Here is a 22,001-nt window from a genome sequence, read left to right as displayed (position 1 = left end):
ATTACCTATCATTTAAGATTTGTCTACCTTTGAAATCACCATCAATGATATATTCTATATCAAAACTACTAGGTCTTAAATTGTCACCATCATAGTTTACTTTAACACTAACTGAAACTTCTTTTCCTGTTTTTAATGCTTCTGCCCATTCATTTTCTATTGTTTTATATTCACTTAAATTTACTTTATCTAATTGAGAAACAAGATTATCTAATTCCGGAGAACCTCCAAAACGATCACCAGCTAAATGCCCTGCATGGTCCCCCTTTAATTTTCCTAATGTATTCGGGTTATGTGGTATACGATCTGTTCTCTCCGTAAACTGTAAAGCATCTGTTTTAAACTCTCTGATTCGCCCTAATTCATCCGTTTTATATAAATACTCAAACTCACCAGATTTATAACGAGCATTAGGAACTAATTTACCCTCTGTTAAATGGCTGCCATCCCTAATAATATCAGCTTTAACAGCCGCTTCTGCTTTACCTAACTTTCTTTCTAAGTCAAAGGTATTATTAGCATCATGTACTGCATCAGCAGCTTTAGATATATTTTTAGCATTCTTAGTCATCCCAATAGGCGCAAAAGCAGATAATACCTCAAAGCCAATTTTGCCATCATTTATACCCAGTTGATAAAAATTTCCTGCTTTTTTAAGCTGTTGTGCCTGCTCCTGACGATCAGCGAGCATTCCATTTTTAGCGGCTAAAATTTATCATGAAAAAATTTTGAGGAATGCTCTAAATATTGGTATGTCAAGAATTTTATAATAAATGGATATCTGTCAGCTCAAGTCTGAGCTGCTACAATTTATTGCCATAAAAAATTCTTGAAAAGAGTCACTTAGTTTATATGTGTTTTCACTTTCTGTAGAAGAGCTGAAGCTTAAACAATGATCCCAGTAATAAATTCCTTGTAATTCTGTTTGATTAACCAACACAATTAAACCATTACTATTAGCAGAACCAATAATTAGAGTTTGTTCTAAGAGTTCATCTTTGTACTCATTGTTCCAATCCTCTAAATTAAAATCTGTATTCAAACCAATACCAAAAAGAACTTCTAGAAATATGTTTTGTTGGAGAGTCTCAAAGTATGATGCTATATAACCAGACATTGTTCCTCCATTATGCTCTAATAAGAATTTTGCATAGTCATTGGGTAAAGTAATGCTAAATTTTTTAGCCAATTGATTAATATATTCTATTTTTGTAGAACCGAAACTATCTATTTTGATCATCATTATTCCTTATTTTTACCTTTCACAAAAGACATCCCGCCTTTATGGGTGAATCTATTATGAATTTTTCTATTAATCTCTTGTAAAGTTTGCCCATCTTCATGATGATGCCAAGTATTTTCCATTTTCTTTGGACCGTTTGGAGCTAATTTGTCGGCTTTAGAAAAATCATTTGGATAATTTTCAAATTGACCAATATTTACTTCTTGCTTTACAAAACCCCCCTTTTTAAAATTGGGAAAGCCATTCATATATTCTATGGTATTTCCTTCCCAATCACGGTAAATCCATTGTTTTTTAGATGTTATAGAAATATTGCCACCTTTATCTAACCAACGTTCAGGCATCGGAGAGTTTTTAGGTTTCGATAAAAATAATTCCTCTGTAATTCCCATTTTTTCCCATGCTTTAACCTTTTTAGTCATTCCTAAAGGAGCAAAAGTAGAAATAACCTCTATACTCACCTTGCCATCTATTCTCCCTAGTTCATAATACTGCCCAGTAATTTTAAGTTGCTGTACCTGTTCCTGACGATCTGCCAGCATCCTATTAACACCTTTGACCAGTTCATCAGGGTGTGCTGAATAATACATGCTTTGGCCTGTGGTATAACCAGCTAAGGCTCCCACTGAATTGAAGAGGCTATTGATACGTTCATTATTCCGAAGAATGCTCTCATTGGCTGCCTTAGTGGCACTTTGATCATACAAACCACCAAACAGCGAATAACCTACTGTATTGAGGACATCTTTAGACAATAAATTCGCATCGTCCACCATCTCTTTTAAACCATTAAGCATAGACTGATTAGCCCCTTTATTATAGGCTGCTTGCTCAGCTTCGGTTAAAGGCTTACCTTCATGATTAGTCATTTTTGTAAACGGCATCACGCTCGGTTGTGCTGTTAGCGGGCGAACATTAGATAAAGGCACATTTTGAGCAGTATTATTTGCCCAGTGTAGCGCATCTATTGTATTGATGGGTTTAGTTGATCGATTGATTGTGGCTTGTAATGTCTCGCTCTGACTGATTTTAGCCATAAGAGAATACGAAACCGTTTTATTCATTAAACTTGTTTTTTGAGCAGAAGAGAGTTGTTCTTTAACGAGGTTTTCTACTTCATTTTTGTTTAACCCTTTTTCTATATTAGGGTTATTGGAAATATTGTTATTGATGTTTTGGAAGAGTTGAGCCAATTCTGTTTGTCTCTGCAATTGAAGACTTCTCTCCCGATCAATCTGTTCATTGTAAATGCTTTGACCTGTAACAATTTGACGTCCTGCTTGTTCATTTTTGGCTTGCTGCTCTTCTGTATATTGGCTACGGTCATAGGTATATTCTTTATTCGGTTGAATATTAGGAATAATGTGTTGATTGCCATCTTTGAGCTTGATGTCTTTTATCTGTCCTGATCGATACAAAGCCCCTAAAGCTTCATATGTATGCTCTGAGTCTAATTTTTGCGCCAAGCTCCAGCCAGTATCCACTTTTTGTGCAATGATTGTGTGTTTAGTCTCTTCTGCTTCTAACTGTGGCTCACTAGGTTTTTTTATGCTGTCTTCTAATGGTTCGCCTGCAAGAATTTTTGGGGTGGATAAATTAAACTGTTCATTCTGTTTATTTAAATTAAGCTGGATTTCTTCTTGGTTAACTTGTAACTGATTGATCTTAGGAGGATCACCAGCATAATCATGAGTAACAAATCCTACTGCTTCCCTTAAGATATCTTGTTCTTTTGGGGTAAATCCTGATAATTGTTTGTCCACTTGAAGATCATTCATCTGTTGAACAATCTCTTTTAGTCTTCCTTTAGGTGGGTAGGGACGATTAAAATGTTCACTAATAGGCTCTAATGGTTTGTCCAGTTTCTCAAGCTCGTTTTCTGGTGCTTTAGCTTGTAGTAATTCTTTATCGACACTTAAACCATGTTTTACCAGGGCTTCTTCTATATGGACAAAAGCATATTTATTATTGCCAATATTAGCCATTAAACAACTTGTTTGAGGACTGAAATACATCAATTTGATATCAACGTGATCATTATGCCCACTTTTAAGGACAACATCTAGAGCTAAGCCTTCAAAGACAGCTTCTTTTTGTTCTGAGTTTAATTTATCGAGATTATGGGTAAAGTTACTTTGGTCAAAAGCATTTTGTACAGCTTCATTGAGTTCAGGAGCCTTCTGTTGAGCCAACTCTAACGCTTCTTTTTGGCGTTGTAATTGTTCTTCTTGTTCTCGCTGTAATCGTTGTTGGTCAGCAAAGGATTGATTAAGGCTTAACTGAAACTCTTCATCCATAATAAAGAAACCCAAATACATATGGTTTTTGCATTATAATACAAATTGTAATACTACTAAAATGATTATTTCTAGTTCGATTGTTGTAACCATTTTAAGTGAGTATTACACTGATTTTTAGCAAAGTTTCCTTACTTTGTTTCTCATGAGTCGATTAATGAAAAATTAGTGATTATTAAATGGTTGCAATAATATGCGAGGAAGAAATGAGTGCAATTAAAGAAATCGAAATACTATTGGCTTCAATGGAACCAGAACTGCATGAAGAAGAGTTTGTTTTTTGTACCGTAACTGACTTGTCTTTTTTGTCTGGTTTATCATGGCAACCAAAAGCCTTGTTTCAAGAAAAAGAGGGGACTACTCTTATTTTATTAAAAGAGCAGGCCATTGAAGCAAAATTGGATTTTTCGGGCACTTTTAAACAAATCACGTTAACTGTACATTCAAGTTTAGAGGCTGTTGGTTTAACTGCTGCATTTGCAACTGAATTAGCCAAACATGGCATCAGTGCCAATGTGGTGGCTGCTTTTTATCATGATCATATTTTTGTACCCTGGACTCAGGCTCAAACAGCTTTAAATGTGTTAAAAGCCTTACAAGTAGCGTGTCAGGCAAAACAATTTGAGTCATTTTGATGTGATCTGTGCTGGTTTGCTTTTTTGTGTGGTAAATAATGGTTTTTTCACAAATTGCGCCAGCAATACCCCAAATAACACTACACTGCCACCAATCACAAAGTGTAAGGTTAAATGTTCTTTTAAAAAGACCACTGCAATAATAGCCGTCAGCACAGGCGCTAAATTAAGGAATACCGAGGCTTTGTCCGCCCCTAAATGATGAATACCCAGTATCCAAACAAAGGGTGCAACAATAGAGGCTGGAATACCTGCAAATAAGACTAATGGTATATTTTGCGCATTCAGTGTCCAATTTGCAGACATAAGAAAACCAGGAAGTAAATACATAATGCCAAATAAAGCTTGAATATACAAAGATTGCCAGTTAGAAATAGGCATGTTCCATTTTTTGATTAATACACCATATAAAGCATAAGCAAATGCAGCAGTTAAAATCAATAACTCCCCTTGATTGATGCCTTGCTCTAATAGTGTTGCTGGATGCCCAGCGCTTACCAGCCAAATTAAACCCAAAAATGATAAAGTGCCGCCAATAATAAGGCCTAAAGTTGGAATGACGCGTAATACTAAAATGCTTAAGAAAATGGTAAAAAGGGGAATAACCGCGTTGGCAATACCCATAAACAATACCGTAATAGATTGAGCCGCATAATAAGCCAAGCATTGAAAAATAGCAGGGCCTAATGCGCCTAAAATAGCCAGTTTCCACCAGTGTGGATAAAATGATTGGCGATTTTTAATGACTTTGGGTAACACAAAAGGGGTCAAAACCAAAAAAGCCAAAGCCCATCGATAAAAAGAAATCACAGAAGGCTCAATTACACCTGCTGAAAGTTTATTTACAACTGAATTTATTGACCAAATTAAAACTGCCAATAAAGGATAAATAAAATACATAAGTTCACACAAAATAAATACAACAAAACCGAACATTATAGACTTACTACCCTAAAATTGTGCTTTGTTGATTAAATATTATTTATCGTTGTTTTTGTGAAAAGTTAAAATAGGGATATAAATATCGGTGATCAGTTTTGTGGACATGGTTGTTGCTGGATTTGATTGATATTGCTCAAAAGCGGGTAGCTGAGTATTGATTTGATAGTCTTGTTTGGGTAACCAATCCAGATAAAGCATCTGGTAGCTTTGAGTGATATCTTGATGAGGGGCTATATGTTGGTAGTGTAGGTAAATCCCATTAGCCATTGAAATATGCTGCAAGGCAATATCTGTTTTTAGGCGGTGTTTGAATGTGACACATGCATCAAATTGGCAATGATTTATGTCTGTTGTACAGGCGCCTTGTTGATATAAACCAAAAAAAGAATCTACTTTGTCTAACAGCTTGTGTGATGTGAGATAATTTTGCAAAACATAAAAATTTTGCTGGATATCATGGTAATCACCAAAATGGCTGACCCCATATACTGTAAACGAAGGTAGTTGTACCAAACTGGGTTCAACCATTTTAATGGATAACCTTAATTGATTGGGTTATTTTGATATTAAAATAACCCATATTGATCATTTGGCTTCTTGTTTTAATACTTTAACTAAAGACCAAATTTCAGAAGAAGCATCCGCAGGGGCATTTTCCCATTTGTCTACTTTTACTTTAAGGGTATATTGATAACCTGGTTGATAATTAAACCCATTTATCTGATTGTAAAGTAACGTCCATTCATTACTATTTTGTTCTTTAATTTGCATGCATTTCATTGGCGCAACACCTACGCAATCAATGAGTTTGGGGCCAACTTCGATAATTTTTTCACCAGTATTGTTTGTTGTTTCAGTTGCTTGGCAGGCAGACAGTAGTACAACAGAAGCACCAATAGCACATAATGTTTTCATATCATGACTCTTTATTTTAAGATAAGTTTAAAAATATGGTATGGGTTGAGTGTATGTTTTTTTGCTTGTTATTTCAACTTTAATTGATGCAATACATTAGAATAAGAATTGAAATGTTAAAAATCACCATCCAAAATAATTGAGTGGTGATTTTTTTGTATGTAAAAATCAAATTTTAATATTTGGCTGTTGCGATATTAAAACTTGCTTGTGCCAATGCATCTACAACCTCAGGCGGGGCATCTAATTTATCTGCTAACATAGCTGGTCCACCTACTATTGGCCCTACAGCCCATAAAGCAATGCGATTAGCAGCCCTTTTTCTTTCTGCTGTTTCTCTATCAATTGCTTGTTGTTCGTCTTTATCAGGAGGTCCACTCACAAAAGGTCCTAATTGGCCTGCAACATAATGAGAAGCCCTACGGTAAGATAATAGTACATCTTGAGAAAATTCAATTGTTCTGTTTAATTTTTCCATTTGTTCTTTAAGTTCATCTTTTAGTTCTCTCTGGCTAAAATACCAGTTTGATGTATTATCGTATTGCTCTTTTAAGTCAGTATATTGTCTATGGTACCCCGATAAATTTTCTGAAAGACTTTGACGCATTTGATGTGTTCTATCCAGAAAGGCTTCAGCATCTTCTTTTGTGGTCAATAAATTAGCGGGGTCAAGAGAAGGTTTCCAATTAAAGGCTTTGGTCAAAGAAATAGGATTTTCCAGTAGTTCAGGGGGACGTCTACATAAATCTTTTGCAGCGTCTGATAATTCAACATTGGCCATACCATATTGACGCGTTTGTACAACCAAATTATTGGTTTGAGGATGAAACCCTAAATAAGAAATTTGCGGTTGTTGACCACCAACTTCAATGGCTTTGTGTGCAATTGTTTGTTTTAAATTATTTTGTTCTTCCTGAGGGAGTTGATCGACTACTTGTTTTACATCAGTGTGTTTATCCAAAGCTTTATCTACTTGAGACAGCATCTGTGGCATCTGTTGTTCTTGGTGTTGCTGTTTTTCTAATTGTTTTTGTTGCTCAATATGTTGCTGTTGTTCTTGGGTTAAATCTGGGCCGCTATCCTGTCCTAATCTCATATTTTATTTCCTGATTTAAGTTAAAAATACCAATTTTTATGTTAAGGTAATTTATTTTTTTTTGTTTGTCAAGGGAAATAATTTGTATTGCGACAAAAACAAACCTTTGTTGCATGAGAATCCTTAATTTTATATTCTGTAAAAAGATATTTTGTAATACAAACTTTTTGAGTTAAGAGTTTCTTTAAAAATTCAAAAATTATAGTAATGAAATATTTTTTATTGAAAAAAGATAATAAAACGAATGTTACTAAAAAGATTGGGGTAAATTGATACGAATAGACAAAGAAACATAATTATTTGCTTTATGTAATCCATCATCTGTTGTTTCTTTTCCTGCCTTTTTTCTGTGCCCATTGCTAGGGTGTAAACATATAGCGTAAAATTCATATTCTTTCAAATATTTGCATAAAAATAAACTCATCAAATGATTTATCCTACACACTATGATGTTATCGTGGTTGGCGGCGGGCATGCGGGCACAGAAGCGGCACTTGCCAGTGCACGTATGGGTATGCGTACCTTATTGCTGACACATAATATAGAAACATTGGGGCAAATGTCTTGTAATCCTTCTATTGGCGGTATTGGTAAAGGGCATTTGGTTCGAGAAGTCGACGCGTTAGGCGGTATTATGGCTTTAGCCACAGATCGCTCAGGTATTCAATTTCGTCGTTTAAACGCATCAAAGGGGCCTGCTGTGCGTGCTACTCGTGCACAGGCAGATCGTATTTTATACAAAGCGGCAGTACGTTATGCCTTAGAAAACCAAGAAAATCTCTCATTATTTCAACAACAGGTTGACGATGTTGTTTTACAGGGTGATCAGATCATTGGTGTGGTGACAACCATAGGGGTTCAGTTCCACGCTAAAGCGGTTATCTTGACAGCGGGTACGTTTTTAACAGGTAAAATTCATATTGGCTTAGAAAACTATGCTGGTGGGCGAGCAGGGGATCCTGCTGCGATGAGTTTAGGTGCCAAACTACAAGAGCTTAATTTGCCTAAAGGTCGCTTAAAAACAGGTACACCACCAAGAATTGATGGACGCAGTATTGATTTTAGCCAATTAACGGAACAACCTGGTGATACACCTGTACCTGTGTTTTCTGTTCGAGCTCATGCCAACATGCATCCACAACAAATCAGTTGCTGGATTACCCATACCAATGAAAAAACACATGATATTATCCGCTCAGGTTTTGATCGAAGCCCTATGTTTACTGGAAAAATTGAAGGAGTAGGGCCTCGTTACTGTCCATCAATTGAAGATAAAATTAATCGTTTTTCTGATAAAAATAGCCATCAAATTTTTTTAGAGCCTGAAGGTTTGACAACGCATGAATTTTATCCTAATGGTATTTCTACCAGCTTACCTTTTGATATCCAGTTAGCGTTAGTGCATAGCATGAAAGGGTTGGAAAATGCCCATATTTTGCGCCCAGGTTATGCTATTGAATATGACTATTTTGATCCAAGAAACCTTAAAGCTAGTTTAGAAACAAAAACCATTAAAGGCCTCTTTTTTGCCGGGCAAATTAATGGCACAACAGGATATGAGGAAGCTGCGGCACAAGGGCTGGTTGCTGGAGCAAATGCTGCTTTATTTGCGCAAGAAAAAGAAGCTTGGACGCCAAAACGTGAAAATGCCTATATGGGCGTGATGATTGATGATTTAATCACCAAAGGTGTGAATGAGCCTTATCGAATGTTTACCAGTAGAGCAGAGTATCGTTTACAATTACGAGAAGACAATGCAGATATGAGGTTAACCGAAGAAGGATACAAAATTGGCTTAGTCAGCCAAACGCAATGGCAAGCATTTTGTGGGAAAAAAGAACAGGTTGAACAAGAAGTTAGCCGTCTAAGATCAACTTGGTATACGCCTACAAAGCTATCTGCGGAAGTACAAAATGAGGTTTTGGGGCAACAAATGTCTCGCGAATATAGTTTGCATGAGTTATTGCGCAGGCCAAATGTATCTTACCAAAGCTTGATGTCATTTCCTGATGCGCAAACATCGGTTCAATTGGCACAAGAGGTCATTGAACAGGTCGAAATTCAGGTAAAATATCAAGGCTATATTGAGCGACAAAATGAAGAAATTTTGCGTAGGCAAACTTTAGAAGAGACAAAATTACCTGAAAATATTGATTATACGAAGGTAACCGGTTTGTCAAATGAAGTACAACAAAAATTGAATCTTCATCGTCCACAAACAGTTGGTCAGGCATCACGTATATCTGGTGTGACACCCGCTGCAGTGGCATTACTATTAGTACATATAAAGCGTGGTTTTCAAGGGGCTAAAGATTCATGAATACACAAGAAACATTACAGCAAGGTTTAAAAGAGTTGAATTTGGTTGCAACTGATGAGCAACAAGACAGATTATTAGGTTATCTGGCCCTTTTACTTAAGTGGAACAGCACTTATAACTTAACTGCATTACGTACAGAAGAAAAAATGCTCAGTCATCATATTATTGATAGTTTGAGTCTAGTCCCATTTTTACCTGCTTCAGGAAGCATGATTGATGTTGGCTCTGGAGGTGGAATGCCAGGTATTCCTTGTGCGATTATGTATCCAGATTTAAAAGTAACCCTGTTGGATTCAAATCACAAAAAAACCACATTCTTACGTCAGGTTGTGATTGAACTTGGGTTAAATAACGTACAAGTAGAAAATTGTCGCGTAGAAAGTTTAGAAAATACACAGTTTGATATTGTCACTAGTCGTGCTTTTGCTGAAATAAAAGATTTTGTTTCTTTAACCCGACAATTATTGGCTAAAGAGGGTGAATGGTTGGCGATGAAGGGTGTTTATCCTTTTGAAGAAATTGAATCTTTACCCGAGGATATTCAAGTGGGAGAGGTGATTTCACTGAATGTTCCTTTTGTTGATGGTGAACGTCATCTTGTTAGGTTGCATAAAAAGGAGCTCTAATGGTTGCATTTATTCTTGCCATAGCCAATCAAAAGGGTGGGGTAGGTAAAACCACAACAGCGGTGAATTTGGCCGCATCTTTAGCCAAAAAGGGCAAGCGGGTTTTGGTTGTGGATTTAGACCCACAAGGCAATGCAACAATGGGTAGTGGCATCAATAAAGGCAATATTAAACATGGTGTGTACCATGTATTGCTGGGAGAGCACTCAGTAAAAGAAGTCTTGCTAAAAAGTCCGACAGGTGAGTTTGATGTTTTGGCTGCTAACCGAAATTTGGCAGGTGCCGAAATTGAGTTGGTGCAAGAAATAGCCAGAGAAATGCGTTTAAAATCAGCATTAGATGAAGTTAAAGAACAATATGATTTTATTATTCTAGATTGTCCTCCGTCTTTAACTCTTTTAACATTAAATGGTTTGGTTGCAGCAGATGGTGTCATTGTACCCATGGTTTGTGAGTATTATGCATTAGAGGGTTTGTCTGACTTAGTGTCTACATTAAGAAAAATCAGACAGACCATCAATCCGAAAGTGGATATTCTGGGTGTCCTTAAAACCATGTTTGATGCCAGAAGCAATTTGGCTCAAGATGTTGCCAAACAATTGGAAAGTCATTTTAGCAAAGAGTTATTTGAAACAGATATTCCCCGTAATGTTCGCCTTGCAGAAGCGCCAAGTCATGGTATGCCTGCTTTGGTTTATGATGCTCATGCAAAAGGTGCAATTGCTTATTTAAGTCTTGCTGATGAAGTCATTAAAAGAGTCCAGCAAAAACAAAAGAGTAAATAATTATGGCAAAACCTAAAGGTTTAGGGCGTGGTTTAGATGCCCTGTTTGGTGCAGGTTCAGCAGATGTTAGTGTACATGATCAATTAGCCTCCTTAAAAGTAGGGTTGATTCGCCCTGGGCGTTTTCAGCCAAGGATGCAGATGGATGATGAAAGCTTGCAAGAGTTGGCTGATTCCATTAGCGCACAAGGTGTGATTCAACCGATTATTGTGCGAGAAGTTGGTCTAGAAGAATATGAAATTATTGCAGGAGAGCGTCGTTGGCGAGCCAGCCAAATAGCGGGTTTAGAAGAGGTGCCAGTTGTCATTAAATCAATCACTGATGAACAAGCTTTAGCCATTGGCCTAATCGAAAATATTCAGCGCCAAAACCTTAATCCAATTGAAGAAGCACAAGGTTTAAAAAGGTTAATTGATGAATTCGGTATGACGCATGAAAAAGTCGCTCATGCAGTTGGTCGTAGCCGTAGCAGTATTACCAATAGTCTACGTTTACTGAGCCTACCCGAGCCTGTGCAAACACTATTGTATGCGCGCCAGCTTGATATGGGACATGCCCGTGCTTTATTGACCTTGCCTGTTTTGGAACAAATTCATCTAGGTCAAAAAGCGGCTAAAATGGGTTGGTCTGTCCGTGATGTAGAGCGTAAAAGTCAAGAGTTATTAACGCAAAAAACGAAACCAAAAACTCAGAAAAAAATAGACCCTGACTTGGTTCAGTTAAGTGAAAAATTATCTCAGTGTTTAGGTACGTCTGTAGAAATTCAAACCAAAAATGCACAAAAAGGAAAAATTATTGTGCATTTTAATAGCTTGGATGATTTTGATCGATTATTACAACAGTTGGGGTTAGAGGAGTAAAAAAAGCAGTGTCTCATCAACAGTCACATAAAAAAATAATGCCTCAAATTGTGTTATTGAGTTTAGAACATGAACATTTGGATGTTCTTTTAGATTGTAAACTGCATTTGTCTGGGCAGGTTGAACCTGTATTGATTGTACATCAAAATATGCGCTCTGATCATTTCCCAGTAGAACATACTTATTATGTGGAGAGTTTATCAGAAGCATTCATTTTGTTGACACAACGTTCCCCAGCAGTTTTGCAGACTTTTGATCCTGACGTGCATCAACAGGTTGTTTCTTTTTATCAAAAACAATCACAGCGTCCATTCTTAATTGCATCTCATTTAACCCATGGCGTTAAAAAAAGTCGTCAAAATCATCGTTATTTTAATAAATTAACCGAACTTAATATTTTTTTTAATTCAGAAGTAGAAGCATTATCTGGTCAAGCAAAGTGGTTAAAGTTACAAAACCCAGTGAATTTATGTAAGTATGAAGATAGGTTAAAATGGTCTTTATACCAACAAAGTATTGATGATCTTGTTTTCCCAGATAGAGTGACGTTTAATGGTGTTCATAAGAAAGATTATTCAGATATTCGCTTAAGTTATATTACCCATTTTTATTGTAATCAAAATGATATTAGCTCCGTGATTAATCTTTTGAAGCGCTATGAGTGTTATCCAACAGAGATTATTTCTCGGGTCCAGTTTATTATTGTAGATGACGGTTCCCCTATAGAGTATGAAATACCAGAGTTCAGATTAAACCTAATCTGGTTAAAAATAATGAAAGATATTCCTTGGAATCAAGGGGGAGCTAGAAATTTAGGGGTCACCTTTGCAAAAAGTGATACTCTTTTTATGGCGGATTCGGATCATGAAGTCCCTGAACAGAGTATGCGTAAGCTCATTAAATTAGGTTATTGTGGTCGCCGTTTATATAAAATGAAACGTAAAAATCAACAAACGGGAGAATTATATGCAGGGCATTCCAATTTATTTGTAATGTCTCGTGGTCGTTTTTTTGAATGCTTTGGATATGATGAAGAGTTTTCTGGCGCTTATGGTGCAGAAGATTTTCGGTTTGTTAAGTATCAAAAAGCAATGGGCAGTAGGCAAATGTATTTGCCTGATGATACTTATGCTATTGAGCGCAAAGATATTGATGATAAAAAATCATACCATACTTTAAAAAGAGATTTATCCTTTAATAGTGCAAAAGATAGCCGTAAACGCGATGAATTGGCTAATTTTGGTCATGGCTATGGGCACAGCCGAATGTTTTTAGAGTTTGAATTTAAAGTACTTAAACAATTATTTTTACCATGCGTGGAACCGCGTAAAGTTGATAAATGGTGGAAGAGACGTTGGTTATTGCGTTTATTAAAACCACGTTATTGAGATAAAAATAGAGATCAACAAAAATAGGGGGTATAAGTATAACCCCTATTTTTGTTGATCCCATTTTTTAAATAAAGGTTTATTAGATGCAATGGCATCTGCCCAACGAGTAGGTTCTGGTAAACGGTAACCTTTCAGTACGTTCTGTACCCAAGATAAAGCAGACTCATTGCTTATTTTATGTCCTGTAGAAATATATAAGGGAAGACATTTCTTTTTACTGCGCAGTAAATAACCAATAGACTCAGTTTTGTCTTTGTTCCATAAAGTTGTGGTGCTGCCAACTTCTTCTGATAAAGGTTTATGAATGCCATATAACCGTTTCTTCGCCACGCCTATTGTCGGCATATCCAATAAAAGCCCTAAATGGCTGGCAATACCTAGGCTTCTGGGGTGTGCTATGCCGTGACCATCAACAAATAAAAGTTCAGGTTTTACAGATAAATTTTGCCAAGCTTCTAAAAGTGCAGGGTATTCTCTAAAAGACAGAAAACCTGGAATATACGGCATGGTTGTTTTAATACGGGCGATTTGATAGGTAATGACTTTTAGCTCAGGGTAGGATAAAACCACAATAGCTGCTCGGGTTATATGCCCGTTATCTTCAAATCCCACATCTGTCCCACCTATGTATTTGGGCGCAGCATTAAAGTTAAATTGGTCAATTCGAATAATTTTTTTTGCATTATTGAGTTGCTCTGTTTTTAAGCTAGGAAGATCAATATTTGTCATTATTCTTAAGGCTCCTTAGTTTAAATCAATTGTGCGGCTCTAAGCTCTTCTTTTAAGTAAGCGTAAAAGACAGGTGCAGATACAACGCCAGGTAAGCCAAAAATAGTTTCCATCACTAACATGGCAATTAATAATTCCCATGTGCGAGCATGAATGTGAGCGCCAATAATTTGGGCATTTAAAAAATACTCTAATTTATGGATTACAACTAAAAAAATCAAAGAAGTTATGCCTAGTGTAATAGAGTGTGTTAGGCTGATTAAAACAATCAGTGTATTTGTGATGATATTGCCAATGATGGGTAAAAGTCCAATAAAAAATGTCAAAATAATAATGGTTTTTGCAAAAGGCAATTGATAATCTGTAATGAACATGACACTGCTTAAATAAATCCATGTAAAAAAGGTATTGATTGCAGAAATTTTTACTTGGGAAAATATGACTGTGCGAAAAGCAAGAGACAGTTTACTGATTCTTTGGATGAATACTGTAGGTAAGGGGGACTGTGTTGGTATATGTGTAAAACCTGATAAGGCAATTAAAGCGCCAATAACCATACCAATAAAGGCATGAATAACGCTTCTACTGGCTTTGCTGCCAAATAATTGAATTTGTGTTGTATGATTTTTTGCCCATTCAATTAAACCCACTTTCCAGCCATTTTCTGTTTGTGGTAATTGTTCTGCTAACCATTGTGGTAATACAGAAGATAGTGTTTTTGTGATGTTTTCGAGTCTGTCTAATACAAGTGGTAAAGCAGAGTTTTCGTGGTGAAATACGGCAATAATGCCAAAATACATGATCACTAGAATACTGATGATAAAAGAAGTGAGTAATGAAATGGCAACCAATTTGGCTTTAGGTTTCCCAAGGCGGGAGAGATAGGTTTTGGTTGCTAATAATTTAGTTAATTCATAAACCAATAAACCAGAAAATAAAGCAGATAATAAGTGAAAATATAAGATACCGATAATTGTTATGATTGCTAATAGATAACTGATACGGTTTAAATAAACCATATTGTGATTTGTATTTGAGGGAATGCTGTTATTCATAAGAGATCATTGTCTTGGTGGTTTTTAAGTTAATTTTGAGTTTGTTTTTTTCATCATTAAGGCATTGATTAAGGCTGTGCTTAGGATCAGCACAATGCCTAGATATTGGTTCCAGTGTAAATAGTCTTTCATAATTAAAGCCGCCAATATGATACCAACAACAGGTTCAATTGTTGTAAATACTGAAGCTGTGGCAGCTGGCATTTTTTGTAAACCTTTAATAAATAAAAAATAGGGCAAAAGCGTACCTAAGAAAATAACATATAAACTTGCACCAATGGTAATAAGGTTAAAATGAGTGTTTAATTTGTGTAGGGTATTTATTGTTGCAGGAAAAAATAGCATGATTAGGCCACTAATAAAAACAGAGGTAAAAAATACCAAGGAGGGTGGATTACCCTGCATCGCTCTTTTGCCTAAAACACCATAAAGCGCGTAACTGATACCAGAACAAAGGCCTAAAATAAACCCCAATACATTTATTCTTCCAGAGCCACTGAGCATCAGCATGACCCCAATTGCTGCGGCAACCGCTAGCCAAGCTTTGGTTTGAGTGATGCCTTCCCCTAAAATCAAGCGGCTCAAAATCAGACTCCAGATTGGCGCTGTATATAAAAGCGCAACGGCAATAGAAGGTCCGATTAAGCTGATGGCACTTAAAAAACACAAAGTCATGATCAGCATTCCTAAAATAGATTGAAGTGCTAAAAAGAGTAGGCGCTTGGGTTCAGTTAGTAGTATTTTAAATGTAGATGCAAAAAAGGGTAAAAATAACAGTAAAATAATACTGGCACCAATGAGCCGAATGCTGGTTACTTCAATACCTGAAAATCCATGTTTACTTAAAATTGCTCCCGCAATACCAAATGCGCCCCATAAAGCTGCCGCAAACATGATTTGAATAATGCCAAGAAGGTTATGATGAGGTGTTGTATTGTTTGGCATAAAGGCGGTCGTATTTAGTTAAAAATGTGCTTTACTGCGTAATGAGACATATTAAAAAATAATGTTTTAAAATACAAGGATAAAATCATTTTAAATATTTAAATTTTAAAGGGTGTTTCAAATTTTTTGGCATTTAAAAGAGTCAGCTTTTGGTTTTATATGAGTTTAGTAAAAAAACAAGTGATGGGGCAGTGTTTGTATTGATTAAATAGTTGTGGGGTTTCTAAGTGTTTTTGCCAACATTTCACCAGCATTCAGAATATGCTGATAAATAAATTCACCAGCTTCTTGTACCTGTTTTTCTTGGCATAGTTCTAAAATATGTTGGTGCTCGTTATGAGCCAGCTCTTTTGTTTGGGTCAATAAAATTTGCATGCGCGTGTAACGATCTGTTTGATTATACAGTTGTTGTATGAGATTCAGTGTATGAGGTCGATTAGCGACTTGATAAAAGGAGGTATGAAATTGAGCATTGAGTCTTCCCCAGTTTTCAATATCGTTTTGCTCAAAAGCCTGATTAAATTCAATTAAACACGTTTTTGCATGTTCAAGATGTGTTTGGGTTAACAGAGGAATAGCTCTTTGAATCAATTCTTTTTCTAATAGGGCACGAATTTGAATCATTTCTAATACGTCACTTAGATGAAGTTGAGTGACTTTTGCACCTTTATGATCTTCAAATGTAATCAGTCCTTCTGCTTCTAACTGGCGTAATGCTTCTCGAATGGGTACTCGAGAGATTCCATATTCTTGCGATAATGTTTCTTGTATCAGTTGAGTACCGTCGACTAATTCACCAGTAAGAATTCGTTCTCTAAGAGAGTTTGCTACAGCACTAGATAAAGTTTGACGTTTTATAATGCTCATGCTGTTATATGTGTCCTATCGAATAATATGAGTCTCATATTGAAGCATGATTTTTAGGTGGGGTGGATGATGGGGCTCGAACCCACGACAACTGGAATCACAATCCAGGGCTCTACCAACTGAGCTACACCCACCGCAGACATTTACTTTTTGGCGCACCCGACAGGAATCGAACCTGTAACCCCCAGCTTAGAAGGCTGGTGCTCTATCCGGTTGAGCTACGGGAGCCTTTAACTATCGTGTACGTAGATATTTTGGTCGGGGCGGTGGGATTCGAACTCACGACCCTCTGCTCCCAAAGCAGATGCGCTAACCAGGCTGCGCTACGCCCCGACTGAGAGGCGAACTATACCGATTTTTAAATTCTCTGTCAAGCAGCTTTTTTGAGTTTATTGGCGTTGTTTTTATATCTAAGTGATTTTATTTAGTATTTGTTCTTGCTGTATTCAAAGTAAAGTAATTATTAGGATCAAATAGTCGGATCAATAATAGTATTTAAATGGTAAGCATTTGAAGCTCTTTATTGTTTTGTTGGTAATTAAGAAGTGTTTTAAATCGTTCATTATCCAAAATTAAGATAAATTTTTTGATAAAAAGCTAAGTTAAAGTTTGTATAGTGGGTTTTTAGTTGCAATAATATTTACTTTATTAAACAATATGATTAGGTAAATATAGTATGGCTTTTACTTAAATTTTAATAACATTTAGCAAGTGGTTATGCTTTACCTACTCGATAAAAAGCTAAGCTTCCTAATAAATTAGGCATAAAGTTAATTCGTTTGCCATCTGTCATTACGGTACGTTCTAAGACAGGGATATTATTTTTTGAGCATAAATGTTCAAAATCTCCCAACATACACCAATGGATGTTGGGAGTGTTGTACCAGTCGTATGGCATATCATCAGAAACGGGCATATGGCCTTGCATGATTTGGATTCGATTCTTCCAATAACCAAAGTTGGGGAAAGTCACTAATGCTTGTTTACCAACGCGTAGCATTTCCAATAAAATAGCCTCTGTTTGTTGCATGGCTTGTATAGTTTGTGAGAGCACCACAACATCAAAGCTTTGTGTATCGAATGTGGGTAATCCATGTTCAAGATTACCCTGAATCACGTTAACTCCAGAATTGATGGCCATAATGACTTTTTCGCTATCAATTTCTACGCCATAACCTGTCACTTGTTTATTGTTCATTAAAGCATGAAGCAGCTCACCACTGCTGCAACCTAAATCTAAGACATGGGCTTTTGCTGGAATCCAGTCGTATAGCAATTGTAAGTCTGCACGTAAATTCATTATTGGCACTCCTGTGCGACTTTTTGTAAATAAGTTCTCATGGTTTGAATATAAATAGGGTCTGTCATTAAAAAGGCATCGTGCCCATGAATAGATTCAACTTCGACATATTGAACATTTTTTTTGGCACAAATTAAGGCTTTAACAATTTCTTTGGAGCGTTCTGGGCTAAAACGCCAGTCACTGGTGAAACTAATGATTAAGAAACGTGCCTGAGCGTTTTGTAATGCTTGAGTTAAATCATTGTCAAAGTTTTTAGCAGGGTCAAAATAATCCAGTGCTTTGGTCATTAATAGATAAGTATTGGCATCAAAATAATCAGAAAATTTATCCCCTTGGTAACGAAGATAGCTTTCTACTTCAAAATCAACATCGAATCCGAATTGATAATCTTCATTTTTTAGTTCTCGGCCAAATTTAGTGCCTAAACCATCTTCAGATAAATAGGTGATATGCCCCATCATTCTTGCAATACGTAGTCCACGTTTAGGTGCTTTATTTTGTTCATAAAAATGCCCATCACAAAAATCAGGATCTGTCATAATCGCTTGTCTTGCAACATCGTTAAACGCAATATTTTGAGTGGATAGTTTGGGGGATGAGGCAATCACCAATGCATGTCTTACCCGTTCTGGAAACTCTATGGTCCATTGTAATGCTTGCATACCACCTAAACTGCCGCCAATAACGGCAGCCCAGACATCAATGCCTAATTTATCGGCCAATATGCTTTGTGCCCGCACCCAATCGGTTACGGTTACAATGGGAAAATCGGAACCAAAGGGTTTGTTGGTTCTGGGGTCAATACTTAATGGGCCTGTACTACCATTACAACCGCCTAAGTTATTTAATCCTACGACAAAAAAATGATTTGTGTCTATTGGTTTGCCTGGGCCAACCATATTGTCCCACCAACCAGTGTGTTTGTCGCTTTCGTGGTGTATGCCTGCAACGTGTTCAGTGCCTGCGAGGGCAGGGCAAATTAAAATGGCATTATTTTTTGCTTTATTAAGGGTGCCATAAGTTTCAATCATAAGCTCAAAGCCATTTAAAGGCTGACCATTTAATAAAGGTAAGACAGTATCAAAAAATATTTTTTGTGGTTTGACTAACCCAATACTTTTATTTTGTACAGCATCCATAAAATTTTTATATAGGCAAATAAGCAGAAAGTTGTCATTATAACGTTTTCTTTCTTCCTTGCGGTTTGTTCTTTCGCAATAATTTATATATGTTTGGTCAGGTATTTCGGATTTTTGCCGTTCTTACTATTGTTCTTACAATTATTTTTATTTTTTTGAATAAAAAGCAGCGTTTGTTTTTACATCAATGGGTAAAAATCATTGCTTGGGGGTTATTAGTAGGAGCATTAATGATATGTGTTTTTGAGTATTGGATGATCTATTGATTATTAGAAAGGAAATTTTTAATTATTTGAAATATATGATTAAAAACTATTTTTTATAAGTTTTAATAGGGTGAATTGTATGAATTTAACAATACATTATGGGTTTATTGATATAATATGCAGTAGAAAAATAACAAGTTTTTATAAATAACACCCATAATTACGAGGCTTTTGATGGTTATCCCACACTTACCTAGTGCACTTAGTGCGCCTTTGTTGTTATTAGAAAAGAATTTTTTACAAAATCAGGCAAAAATTGAGTCTTGGTTTAGATCAAAATGGCATCATCATCAGTCGCCATTTTATGGTTCTGTAGATTTAAGAAACAGTGGTTATAAATTGGCCCCAGTTGATATGAATTTGTTTCCTGGTGGTTTCAATAATTTAAACCCGGACAGTTTACCCTTAGCTGTTGCGGCTGCACAAAGCATGATTGAAAGCGTGTGCCCTGAAGCATCGGGTATTTTGTTGATTCCAGAAAACCACACCAGAAACACTTTTTATTTACAAAATGTATATGCTCTTCAGCATATACTTGAACAAGCTGGTTTGAATGTTCGTTTAGGAAGTTTGAATCCAGAAATCACAACAGCAACAACGTTTGAAACAGCTTTGGGTAATCAGGTAACATTAGAACCATTGGTGCGTGAAGGCAATCGATTGACATTAGCTGATGGGTTTAAGCCTTGTTTGGTTTTGTTAAATAATGACTTATCTGCTGGTGTGCCTGATATTTTAAAAGGGCTGGAGCAAACTTTACTGCCACCATTACAGGCTGGTTGGTATACACGTAAAAAAACAGAACATTTTGCTGAATATGATCGTGTGGCTAATGAATTTGCCCAATTAATTGATATTGACCCATGGTTAATTAACCCTTATTTTGAATCATGTACTCATCTTAATTTTCAAGAACGAGCGGGTGAAGAAGAGCTGGCCAAATCTATTGAAAGTGTTTTGAATAAAATCAAAGTAAAGTACCAACAATATAATATTGATAAAGAGCCATTTGTGATTGTAAAAGCAGATTCTGGCACTTACGGTATGGGTATTATGAGCGTCAAATCGCCTGATGATGTAATTGGGTTAAATCGTAAAAACCGCAATAAAATGTCGGTGGTCAAAGAAGGTTTAGAAGTACACGAAGTCATTATTCAAGAAGGTGTATACACTTTTGAACGTGTACAAGAAGCGGCAGCAGAGCCCGTTGTGTATATGATGAATCATTTTGTGATTGGTGGTTTTTATCGTATTCATGCAGGGCGTGGAGAAGATGAGAATTTAAATGCAATAGGTATGCAGTTTGTGCCACTTTCTTTTCAAGGACATTGTTTGCCAGATAAAAAAGCCCCCATTGACTGTGCATCAAATCGTTTTTATGCTTATGGTGTGATTGCCCGTTTGTCTTTGTTGGCAGGGGCGTTGGAGTTAGAAAATAAACCTTCTCCTTTTTAAATAAATAGGGTCAATCATGAAAATACTGTTTATTGCAGATCCGTTGTCTACCTTTAAAATTTATAAAGATTCCACTTTTGCCATGATGCGAGAAGCAAGCAAAAGAGGTTTTTCTATTTATCATACTTTAAGTCAAGACTTGGCTGTAAAAGCAGGTATCGTTGGTACAAACGCTAGCCACGTTAAATTAACAGGGAAAGACGACCTATGGTTTGAGACCGATCAGATAAGACCCTTGCCTTTAGCAGATTTTGATGCGGTTATTATGCGTACTGATCCACCCTTCGATATGCAATATTTATATGCAACACAACTGCTTTCGATTGCTGAACAACAAGGCGTAAGGGTCTTTAATAGTGGCCAAGCCATGCGTGATTTAAATGAGAAATTAGCCATTTTGAATTTTTCGGAATTTACAACCAATACGATTGTGGCAACGAAGCAAAGCGATATTGTACAATTTTTGGTTCAAGAAAAAGATATTATTGTCAAACCTCTGGATGGTATGGGGGGAAGTGGTATTTTTCGATTAAGAGAAGGTGACCCAAATTTGGGCAGTGTTTTAGAAATGTTGATGAACCATGAGCAGCGAACCATTATGGCACAAAGATATATTCCAGATATTGTCAATGGAGATAAGAGAGTATTGGTGATTGATGGTGAACCCATTCCATTTGTTTTGGCTCGTATCCCCCAAGTTGGTGAAACAAGAGGAAATTTAGCTGCTGGTGGAAGAGGCGTTGCTCAACCTATTTCTCCTCGTGAATTAGAAATTGCACAAACTTTAGGCCCTATTTTAAAAGCTAAAGGGGTATTTTTGGCAGGATTGGATGTTATTGGTGACTTTTTAACTGAGGTCAATGTGACCAGTCCAACTTGTTTCCAAGAGATTACTGATCAGACGGGTTTTGATGTGGCGGTTCACTTTATGGATGCACTGATGAAAAATATCAATGCTTAACTAGTGGAAATTGGGATGATAAAACTCAGAATCAAGTGGTTCTGAGTTTTATTTTTTTGTGGGTTTCAATTGATCAGTAATATTTGTGTATAACTTTTTTATTTGAAAAGAAAAATAAAAATTTAATAGACTTTATTAAAAAAAACAATAGATAAATAATTAAATTTTTTG

General features: G+C 36.3%; 22 protein-coding genes and 3 tRNA genes. 9 read left to right on the top strand and 16 right to left on the bottom strand.

Features of this window, described 5'->3' with window-relative positions; all coding sequences use genetic code 11:
• Position 1: 1 nt before the first annotated feature.
• From AADH04_RS03260 to AADH04_RS03250, 3 genes are all read right to left on the bottom strand, one after another.
• Positions 2–691, bottom strand: coding sequence for a DNA/RNA non-specific endonuclease (locus AADH04_RS03260; protein WP_434778816.1), 690 nt, complete (start codon positions 689–691; stop codon positions 2–4).
• Between the two features lie 93 nt (positions 692–784).
• Complete coding sequence (locus tag AADH04_RS03255; RefSeq protein ID WP_434778815.1) at positions 785–1,243, bottom strand: SMI1/KNR4 family protein; 459 nt, start codon at positions 1,241–1,243, stop codon at positions 785–787.
• Positions 1,243–3,540 carry an HNH endonuclease gene (locus tag AADH04_RS03250; RefSeq protein ID WP_434778814.1) on the bottom strand — a complete coding sequence of 766 codons (2,298 nt, stop codon included), beginning with the start codon at positions 3,538–3,540 and terminating at the stop codon, positions 1,243–1,245. Before AADH04_RS03250 ends, AADH04_RS03255 begins: the two co-directional genes overlap by 1 nt.
• 206 nt (positions 3,541–3,746) lie before the next feature.
• Between AADH04_RS03250 and AADH04_RS03245 the strand changes: the two genes are divergently transcribed.
• Positions 3,747–4,175, top strand: coding sequence for an ACT domain-containing protein (locus tag AADH04_RS03245; RefSeq protein ID WP_434778813.1), 429 nt, complete (start codon positions 3,747–3,749; stop codon positions 4,173–4,175).
• Here the strand turns inward: AADH04_RS03245 and AADH04_RS03240 are convergent.
• The 4 genes from AADH04_RS03240 to AADH04_RS03225 all read right to left on the bottom strand — a co-directional run bounded on the left by AADH04_RS03240 (position 4,167) and on the right by AADH04_RS03225 (position 7,128).
• Positions 4,167–5,111 carry a DMT family transporter gene (locus AADH04_RS03240; protein ID WP_434778812.1) on the bottom strand — a complete coding sequence of 315 codons (945 nt, stop codon included), beginning with the start codon at positions 5,109–5,111 and terminating at the stop codon, positions 4,167–4,169. The two genes, AADH04_RS03245 and AADH04_RS03240, sit on opposite strands and share 9 nt — an antisense overlap.
• Positions 5,112–5,153: 42 nt before the next feature.
• Positions 5,154–5,645: an AraC family transcriptional regulator gene (locus AADH04_RS03235; protein ID WP_434778811.1), complete on the bottom strand. Its 492-nt coding sequence runs from the start codon at positions 5,643–5,645 to the stop codon at positions 5,154–5,156.
• Positions 5,646–5,702: 57 nt separating this feature from the next.
• On the bottom strand, positions 5,703–6,032 hold the full coding sequence (locus AADH04_RS03230; protein ID WP_434778810.1) for a DUF4377 domain-containing protein: 330 nt from the start codon (positions 6,030–6,032) through the stop codon (positions 5,703–5,705).
• 175 nt (positions 6,033–6,207) lie between these two features.
• Positions 6,208–7,128, bottom strand: coding sequence for a hypothetical protein (locus AADH04_RS03225; RefSeq protein WP_434778809.1), 921 nt, complete (start codon positions 7,126–7,128; stop codon positions 6,208–6,210).
• Positions 7,129–7,555: 427 nt separating this feature from the next.
• On the opposite strand from AADH04_RS03225, the gene mnmG reads away from it, so the two are divergent.
• From mnmG to AADH04_RS03200, 5 genes are read left to right on the top strand one after another with little or no spacing between them, the layout of a single operon-like run.
• Positions 7,556–9,448 carry a tRNA uridine-5-carboxymethylaminomethyl(34) synthesis enzyme MnmG gene (gene mnmG / locus AADH04_RS03220; RefSeq protein WP_434778808.1) on the top strand — a complete coding sequence of 631 codons (1,893 nt, stop codon included), beginning with the start codon at positions 7,556–7,558 and terminating at the stop codon, positions 9,446–9,448.
• Positions 9,445–10,074, top strand: coding sequence for a 16S rRNA (guanine(527)-N(7))-methyltransferase RsmG (gene rsmG, locus AADH04_RS03215; protein WP_434778807.1), 630 nt, complete (start codon positions 9,445–9,447; stop codon positions 10,072–10,074). Before mnmG ends, rsmG begins: the two co-directional genes overlap by 4 nt.
• On the top strand, positions 10,074–10,859 hold the full coding sequence (locus tag AADH04_RS03210; RefSeq protein ID WP_434778806.1) for a ParA family protein: 786 nt from the start codon (positions 10,074–10,076) through the stop codon (positions 10,857–10,859). Before rsmG ends, AADH04_RS03210 begins: the two co-directional genes overlap by 1 nt.
• A 2-nt stretch (positions 10,860–10,861) precedes the next feature.
• Positions 10,862–11,719 carry a ParB/RepB/Spo0J family partition protein gene (locus AADH04_RS03205; RefSeq protein WP_434778805.1) on the top strand — a complete coding sequence of 286 codons (858 nt, stop codon included), beginning with the start codon at positions 10,862–10,864 and terminating at the stop codon, positions 11,717–11,719.
• An 8-nt stretch (positions 11,720–11,727) separates the two neighbouring features.
• Positions 11,728–13,107: a glycosyltransferase family A protein gene (locus AADH04_RS03200; protein ID WP_434778804.1), complete on the top strand. Its 1,380-nt coding sequence runs from the start codon at positions 11,728–11,730 to the stop codon at positions 13,105–13,107.
• Positions 13,108–13,152: 45 nt separating this feature from the next.
• Here the strand turns inward: AADH04_RS03200 and nfi are convergent, their stop codons facing one another.
• The 9 genes from nfi to metX all read right to left on the bottom strand — a co-directional run bounded on the left by nfi (position 13,153) and on the right by metX (position 19,148).
• Positions 13,153–13,839 carry a deoxyribonuclease V gene (gene nfi, locus AADH04_RS03195; RefSeq protein WP_434778803.1) on the bottom strand — a complete coding sequence of 229 codons (687 nt, stop codon included), beginning with the start codon at positions 13,837–13,839 and terminating at the stop codon, positions 13,153–13,155.
• Between the two features lie 20 nt (positions 13,840–13,859).
• A complete protein-coding gene (locus tag AADH04_RS03190; protein ID WP_434778802.1) occupies positions 13,860–14,894 on the bottom strand; it encodes an AI-2E family transporter in 1,035 nt (344 codons plus the stop codon).
• Positions 14,895–14,918: 24 nt separating this feature from the next.
• On the bottom strand, positions 14,919–15,839 hold the full coding sequence (locus AADH04_RS03185; RefSeq protein ID WP_434778801.1) for a DMT family transporter: 921 nt from the start codon (positions 15,837–15,839) through the stop codon (positions 14,919–14,921).
• 204 nt (positions 15,840–16,043) lie between these two features.
• Positions 16,044–16,706: a GntR family transcriptional regulator gene (locus tag AADH04_RS03180; RefSeq protein WP_434778800.1), complete on the bottom strand. Its 663-nt coding sequence runs from the start codon at positions 16,704–16,706 to the stop codon at positions 16,044–16,046.
• Positions 16,707–16,764: 58 nt separating this feature from the next.
• Positions 16,765–16,840: transfer RNA gene (locus AADH04_RS03175), tRNA-His, on the bottom strand.
• A 17-nt stretch (positions 16,841–16,857) separates the two neighbouring features.
• Positions 16,858–16,934, bottom strand: a tRNA-Arg gene (locus AADH04_RS03170).
• 27 nt (positions 16,935–16,961) lie between these two features.
• Positions 16,962–17,039: transfer RNA gene (locus AADH04_RS03165), tRNA-Pro, on the bottom strand.
• Positions 17,040–17,421: 382 nt separating this feature from the next.
• The gene (gene metW, locus AADH04_RS03160; RefSeq protein ID WP_434778799.1) at positions 17,422–18,006 is read right to left on the bottom strand and encodes a methionine biosynthesis protein MetW; all 585 of its coding nucleotides are present in this window, start codon (positions 18,004–18,006) and stop codon (positions 17,422–17,424) included.
• Positions 18,006–19,148 carry a homoserine O-succinyltransferase MetX gene (gene metX / locus AADH04_RS03155; protein WP_434778798.1) on the bottom strand — a complete coding sequence of 381 codons (1,143 nt, stop codon included), beginning with the start codon at positions 19,146–19,148 and terminating at the stop codon, positions 18,006–18,008. The genes metW and metX overlap by 1 nt, the downstream gene beginning before the upstream one ends.
• An 89-nt stretch (positions 19,149–19,237) precedes the next feature.
• Between metX and AADH04_RS03150 the strand changes: the two genes are divergently transcribed.
• The 3 genes from AADH04_RS03150 to gshB all read left to right on the top strand — a co-directional run bounded on the left by AADH04_RS03150 (position 19,238) and on the right by gshB (position 21,830).
• The gene (locus AADH04_RS03150) at positions 19,238–19,414 is read left to right on the top strand and encodes a protein MIGRI (RefSeq protein WP_434778797.1); all 177 of its coding nucleotides are present in this window, start codon (positions 19,238–19,240) and stop codon (positions 19,412–19,414) included.
• Between the two features lie 174 nt (positions 19,415–19,588).
• Positions 19,589–20,869: a glutamate--cysteine ligase gene (gene gshA, locus AADH04_RS03145; protein ID WP_434778796.1), complete on the top strand. Its 1,281-nt coding sequence runs from the start codon at positions 19,589–19,591 to the stop codon at positions 20,867–20,869.
• Positions 20,870–20,885: 16 nt separating this feature from the next.
• Positions 20,886–21,830 (top strand): glutathione synthase, encoded by a 945-nt coding sequence (gene gshB / locus AADH04_RS03140; RefSeq protein ID WP_434778795.1) that lies wholly within the window; start codon positions 20,886–20,888, stop codon positions 21,828–21,830.
• The last annotated feature ends 171 nt before the right edge of the window (positions 21,831–22,001 follow it).

Source organism: Neisseria sp. Ec49-e6-T10, from assembly GCF_051132615.1.
Classification (GTDB): Bacteria; Pseudomonadota; Gammaproteobacteria; order Burkholderiales; family Neisseriaceae.
The sequence above is the reverse complement of the archived record's forward strand: the minus strand, read 5'-3'. Positions and strand labels throughout refer to the sequence as shown.

Excerpts from the sequence above, each read along its gene's own strand:
- AADH04_RS03230 (WP_434778810.1), bottom strand. The coding sequence starts at position 6,032 with ATGAAAACATTATGTGCTATTGGTGCTTCTGTTGTACTACTGTCTGCC.
- AADH04_RS03205 (WP_434778805.1), top strand. The coding sequence starts at position 10,862 with ATGGCAAAACCTAAAGGTTTAGGGCGTGGTTTAGATGCCCTGTTTGGT.
- AADH04_RS03185 (WP_434778801.1), bottom strand. The coding sequence starts at position 15,839 with ATGCCAAACAATACAACACCTCATCATAACCTTCTTGGCATTATTCAA.
- AADH04_RS03180 (WP_434778800.1), bottom strand. The coding sequence starts at position 16,706 with ATGAGCATTATAAAACGTCAAACTTTATCTAGTGCTGTAGCAAACTCT.
- AADH04_RS03190 (WP_434778802.1), bottom strand. The coding sequence starts at position 14,894 with ATGAATAACAGCATTCCCTCAAATACAAATCACAATATGGTTTATTTA.
- AADH04_RS03260 (WP_434778816.1), bottom strand. The coding sequence starts at position 691 with ATGCTCGCTGATCGTCAGGAGCAGGCACAACAGCTTAAAAAAGCAGGA.
- AADH04_RS03255 (WP_434778815.1), bottom strand. The coding sequence starts at position 1,243 with ATGATGATCAAAATAGATAGTTTCGGTTCTACAAAAATAGAATATATT.
- mnmG (WP_434778808.1), top strand. The coding sequence starts at position 7,556 with ATGATTTATCCTACACACTATGATGTTATCGTGGTTGGCGGCGGGCAT.
- AADH04_RS03250 (WP_434778814.1), bottom strand. The coding sequence starts at position 3,540 with ATGGATGAAGAGTTTCAGTTAAGCCTTAATCAATCCTTTGCTGACCAA.
- gshB (WP_434778795.1), top strand. The coding sequence starts at position 20,886 with ATGAAAATACTGTTTATTGCAGATCCGTTGTCTACCTTTAAAATTTAT.
- nfi (WP_434778803.1), bottom strand. The coding sequence starts at position 13,839 with ATGACAAATATTGATCTTCCTAGCTTAAAAACAGAGCAACTCAATAAT.
- AADH04_RS03150 (WP_434778797.1), top strand. The coding sequence starts at position 19,238 with ATGTTTGGTCAGGTATTTCGGATTTTTGCCGTTCTTACTATTGTTCTT.
- AADH04_RS03240 (WP_434778812.1), bottom strand. The coding sequence starts at position 5,111 with ATGTTCGGTTTTGTTGTATTTATTTTGTGTGAACTTATGTATTTTATT.
- metW (WP_434778799.1), bottom strand. The coding sequence starts at position 18,006 with ATGAATTTACGTGCAGACTTACAATTGCTATACGACTGGATTCCAGCA.
- rsmG (WP_434778807.1), top strand. The coding sequence starts at position 9,445 with ATGAATACACAAGAAACATTACAGCAAGGTTTAAAAGAGTTGAATTTG.
- AADH04_RS03210 (WP_434778806.1), top strand. The coding sequence starts at position 10,074 with ATGGTTGCATTTATTCTTGCCATAGCCAATCAAAAGGGTGGGGTAGGT.
- gshA (WP_434778796.1), top strand. The coding sequence starts at position 19,589 with ATGGTTATCCCACACTTACCTAGTGCACTTAGTGCGCCTTTGTTGTTA.
- AADH04_RS03225 (WP_434778809.1), bottom strand. The coding sequence starts at position 7,128 with ATGAGATTAGGACAGGATAGCGGCCCAGATTTAACCCAAGAACAACAG.
- AADH04_RS03245 (WP_434778813.1), top strand. The coding sequence starts at position 3,747 with ATGAGTGCAATTAAAGAAATCGAAATACTATTGGCTTCAATGGAACCA.
- metX (WP_434778798.1), bottom strand. The coding sequence starts at position 19,148 with ATGGATGCTGTACAAAATAAAAGTATTGGGTTAGTCAAACCACAAAAA.
- AADH04_RS03235 (WP_434778811.1), bottom strand. The coding sequence starts at position 5,645 with ATGGTTGAACCCAGTTTGGTACAACTACCTTCGTTTACAGTATATGGG.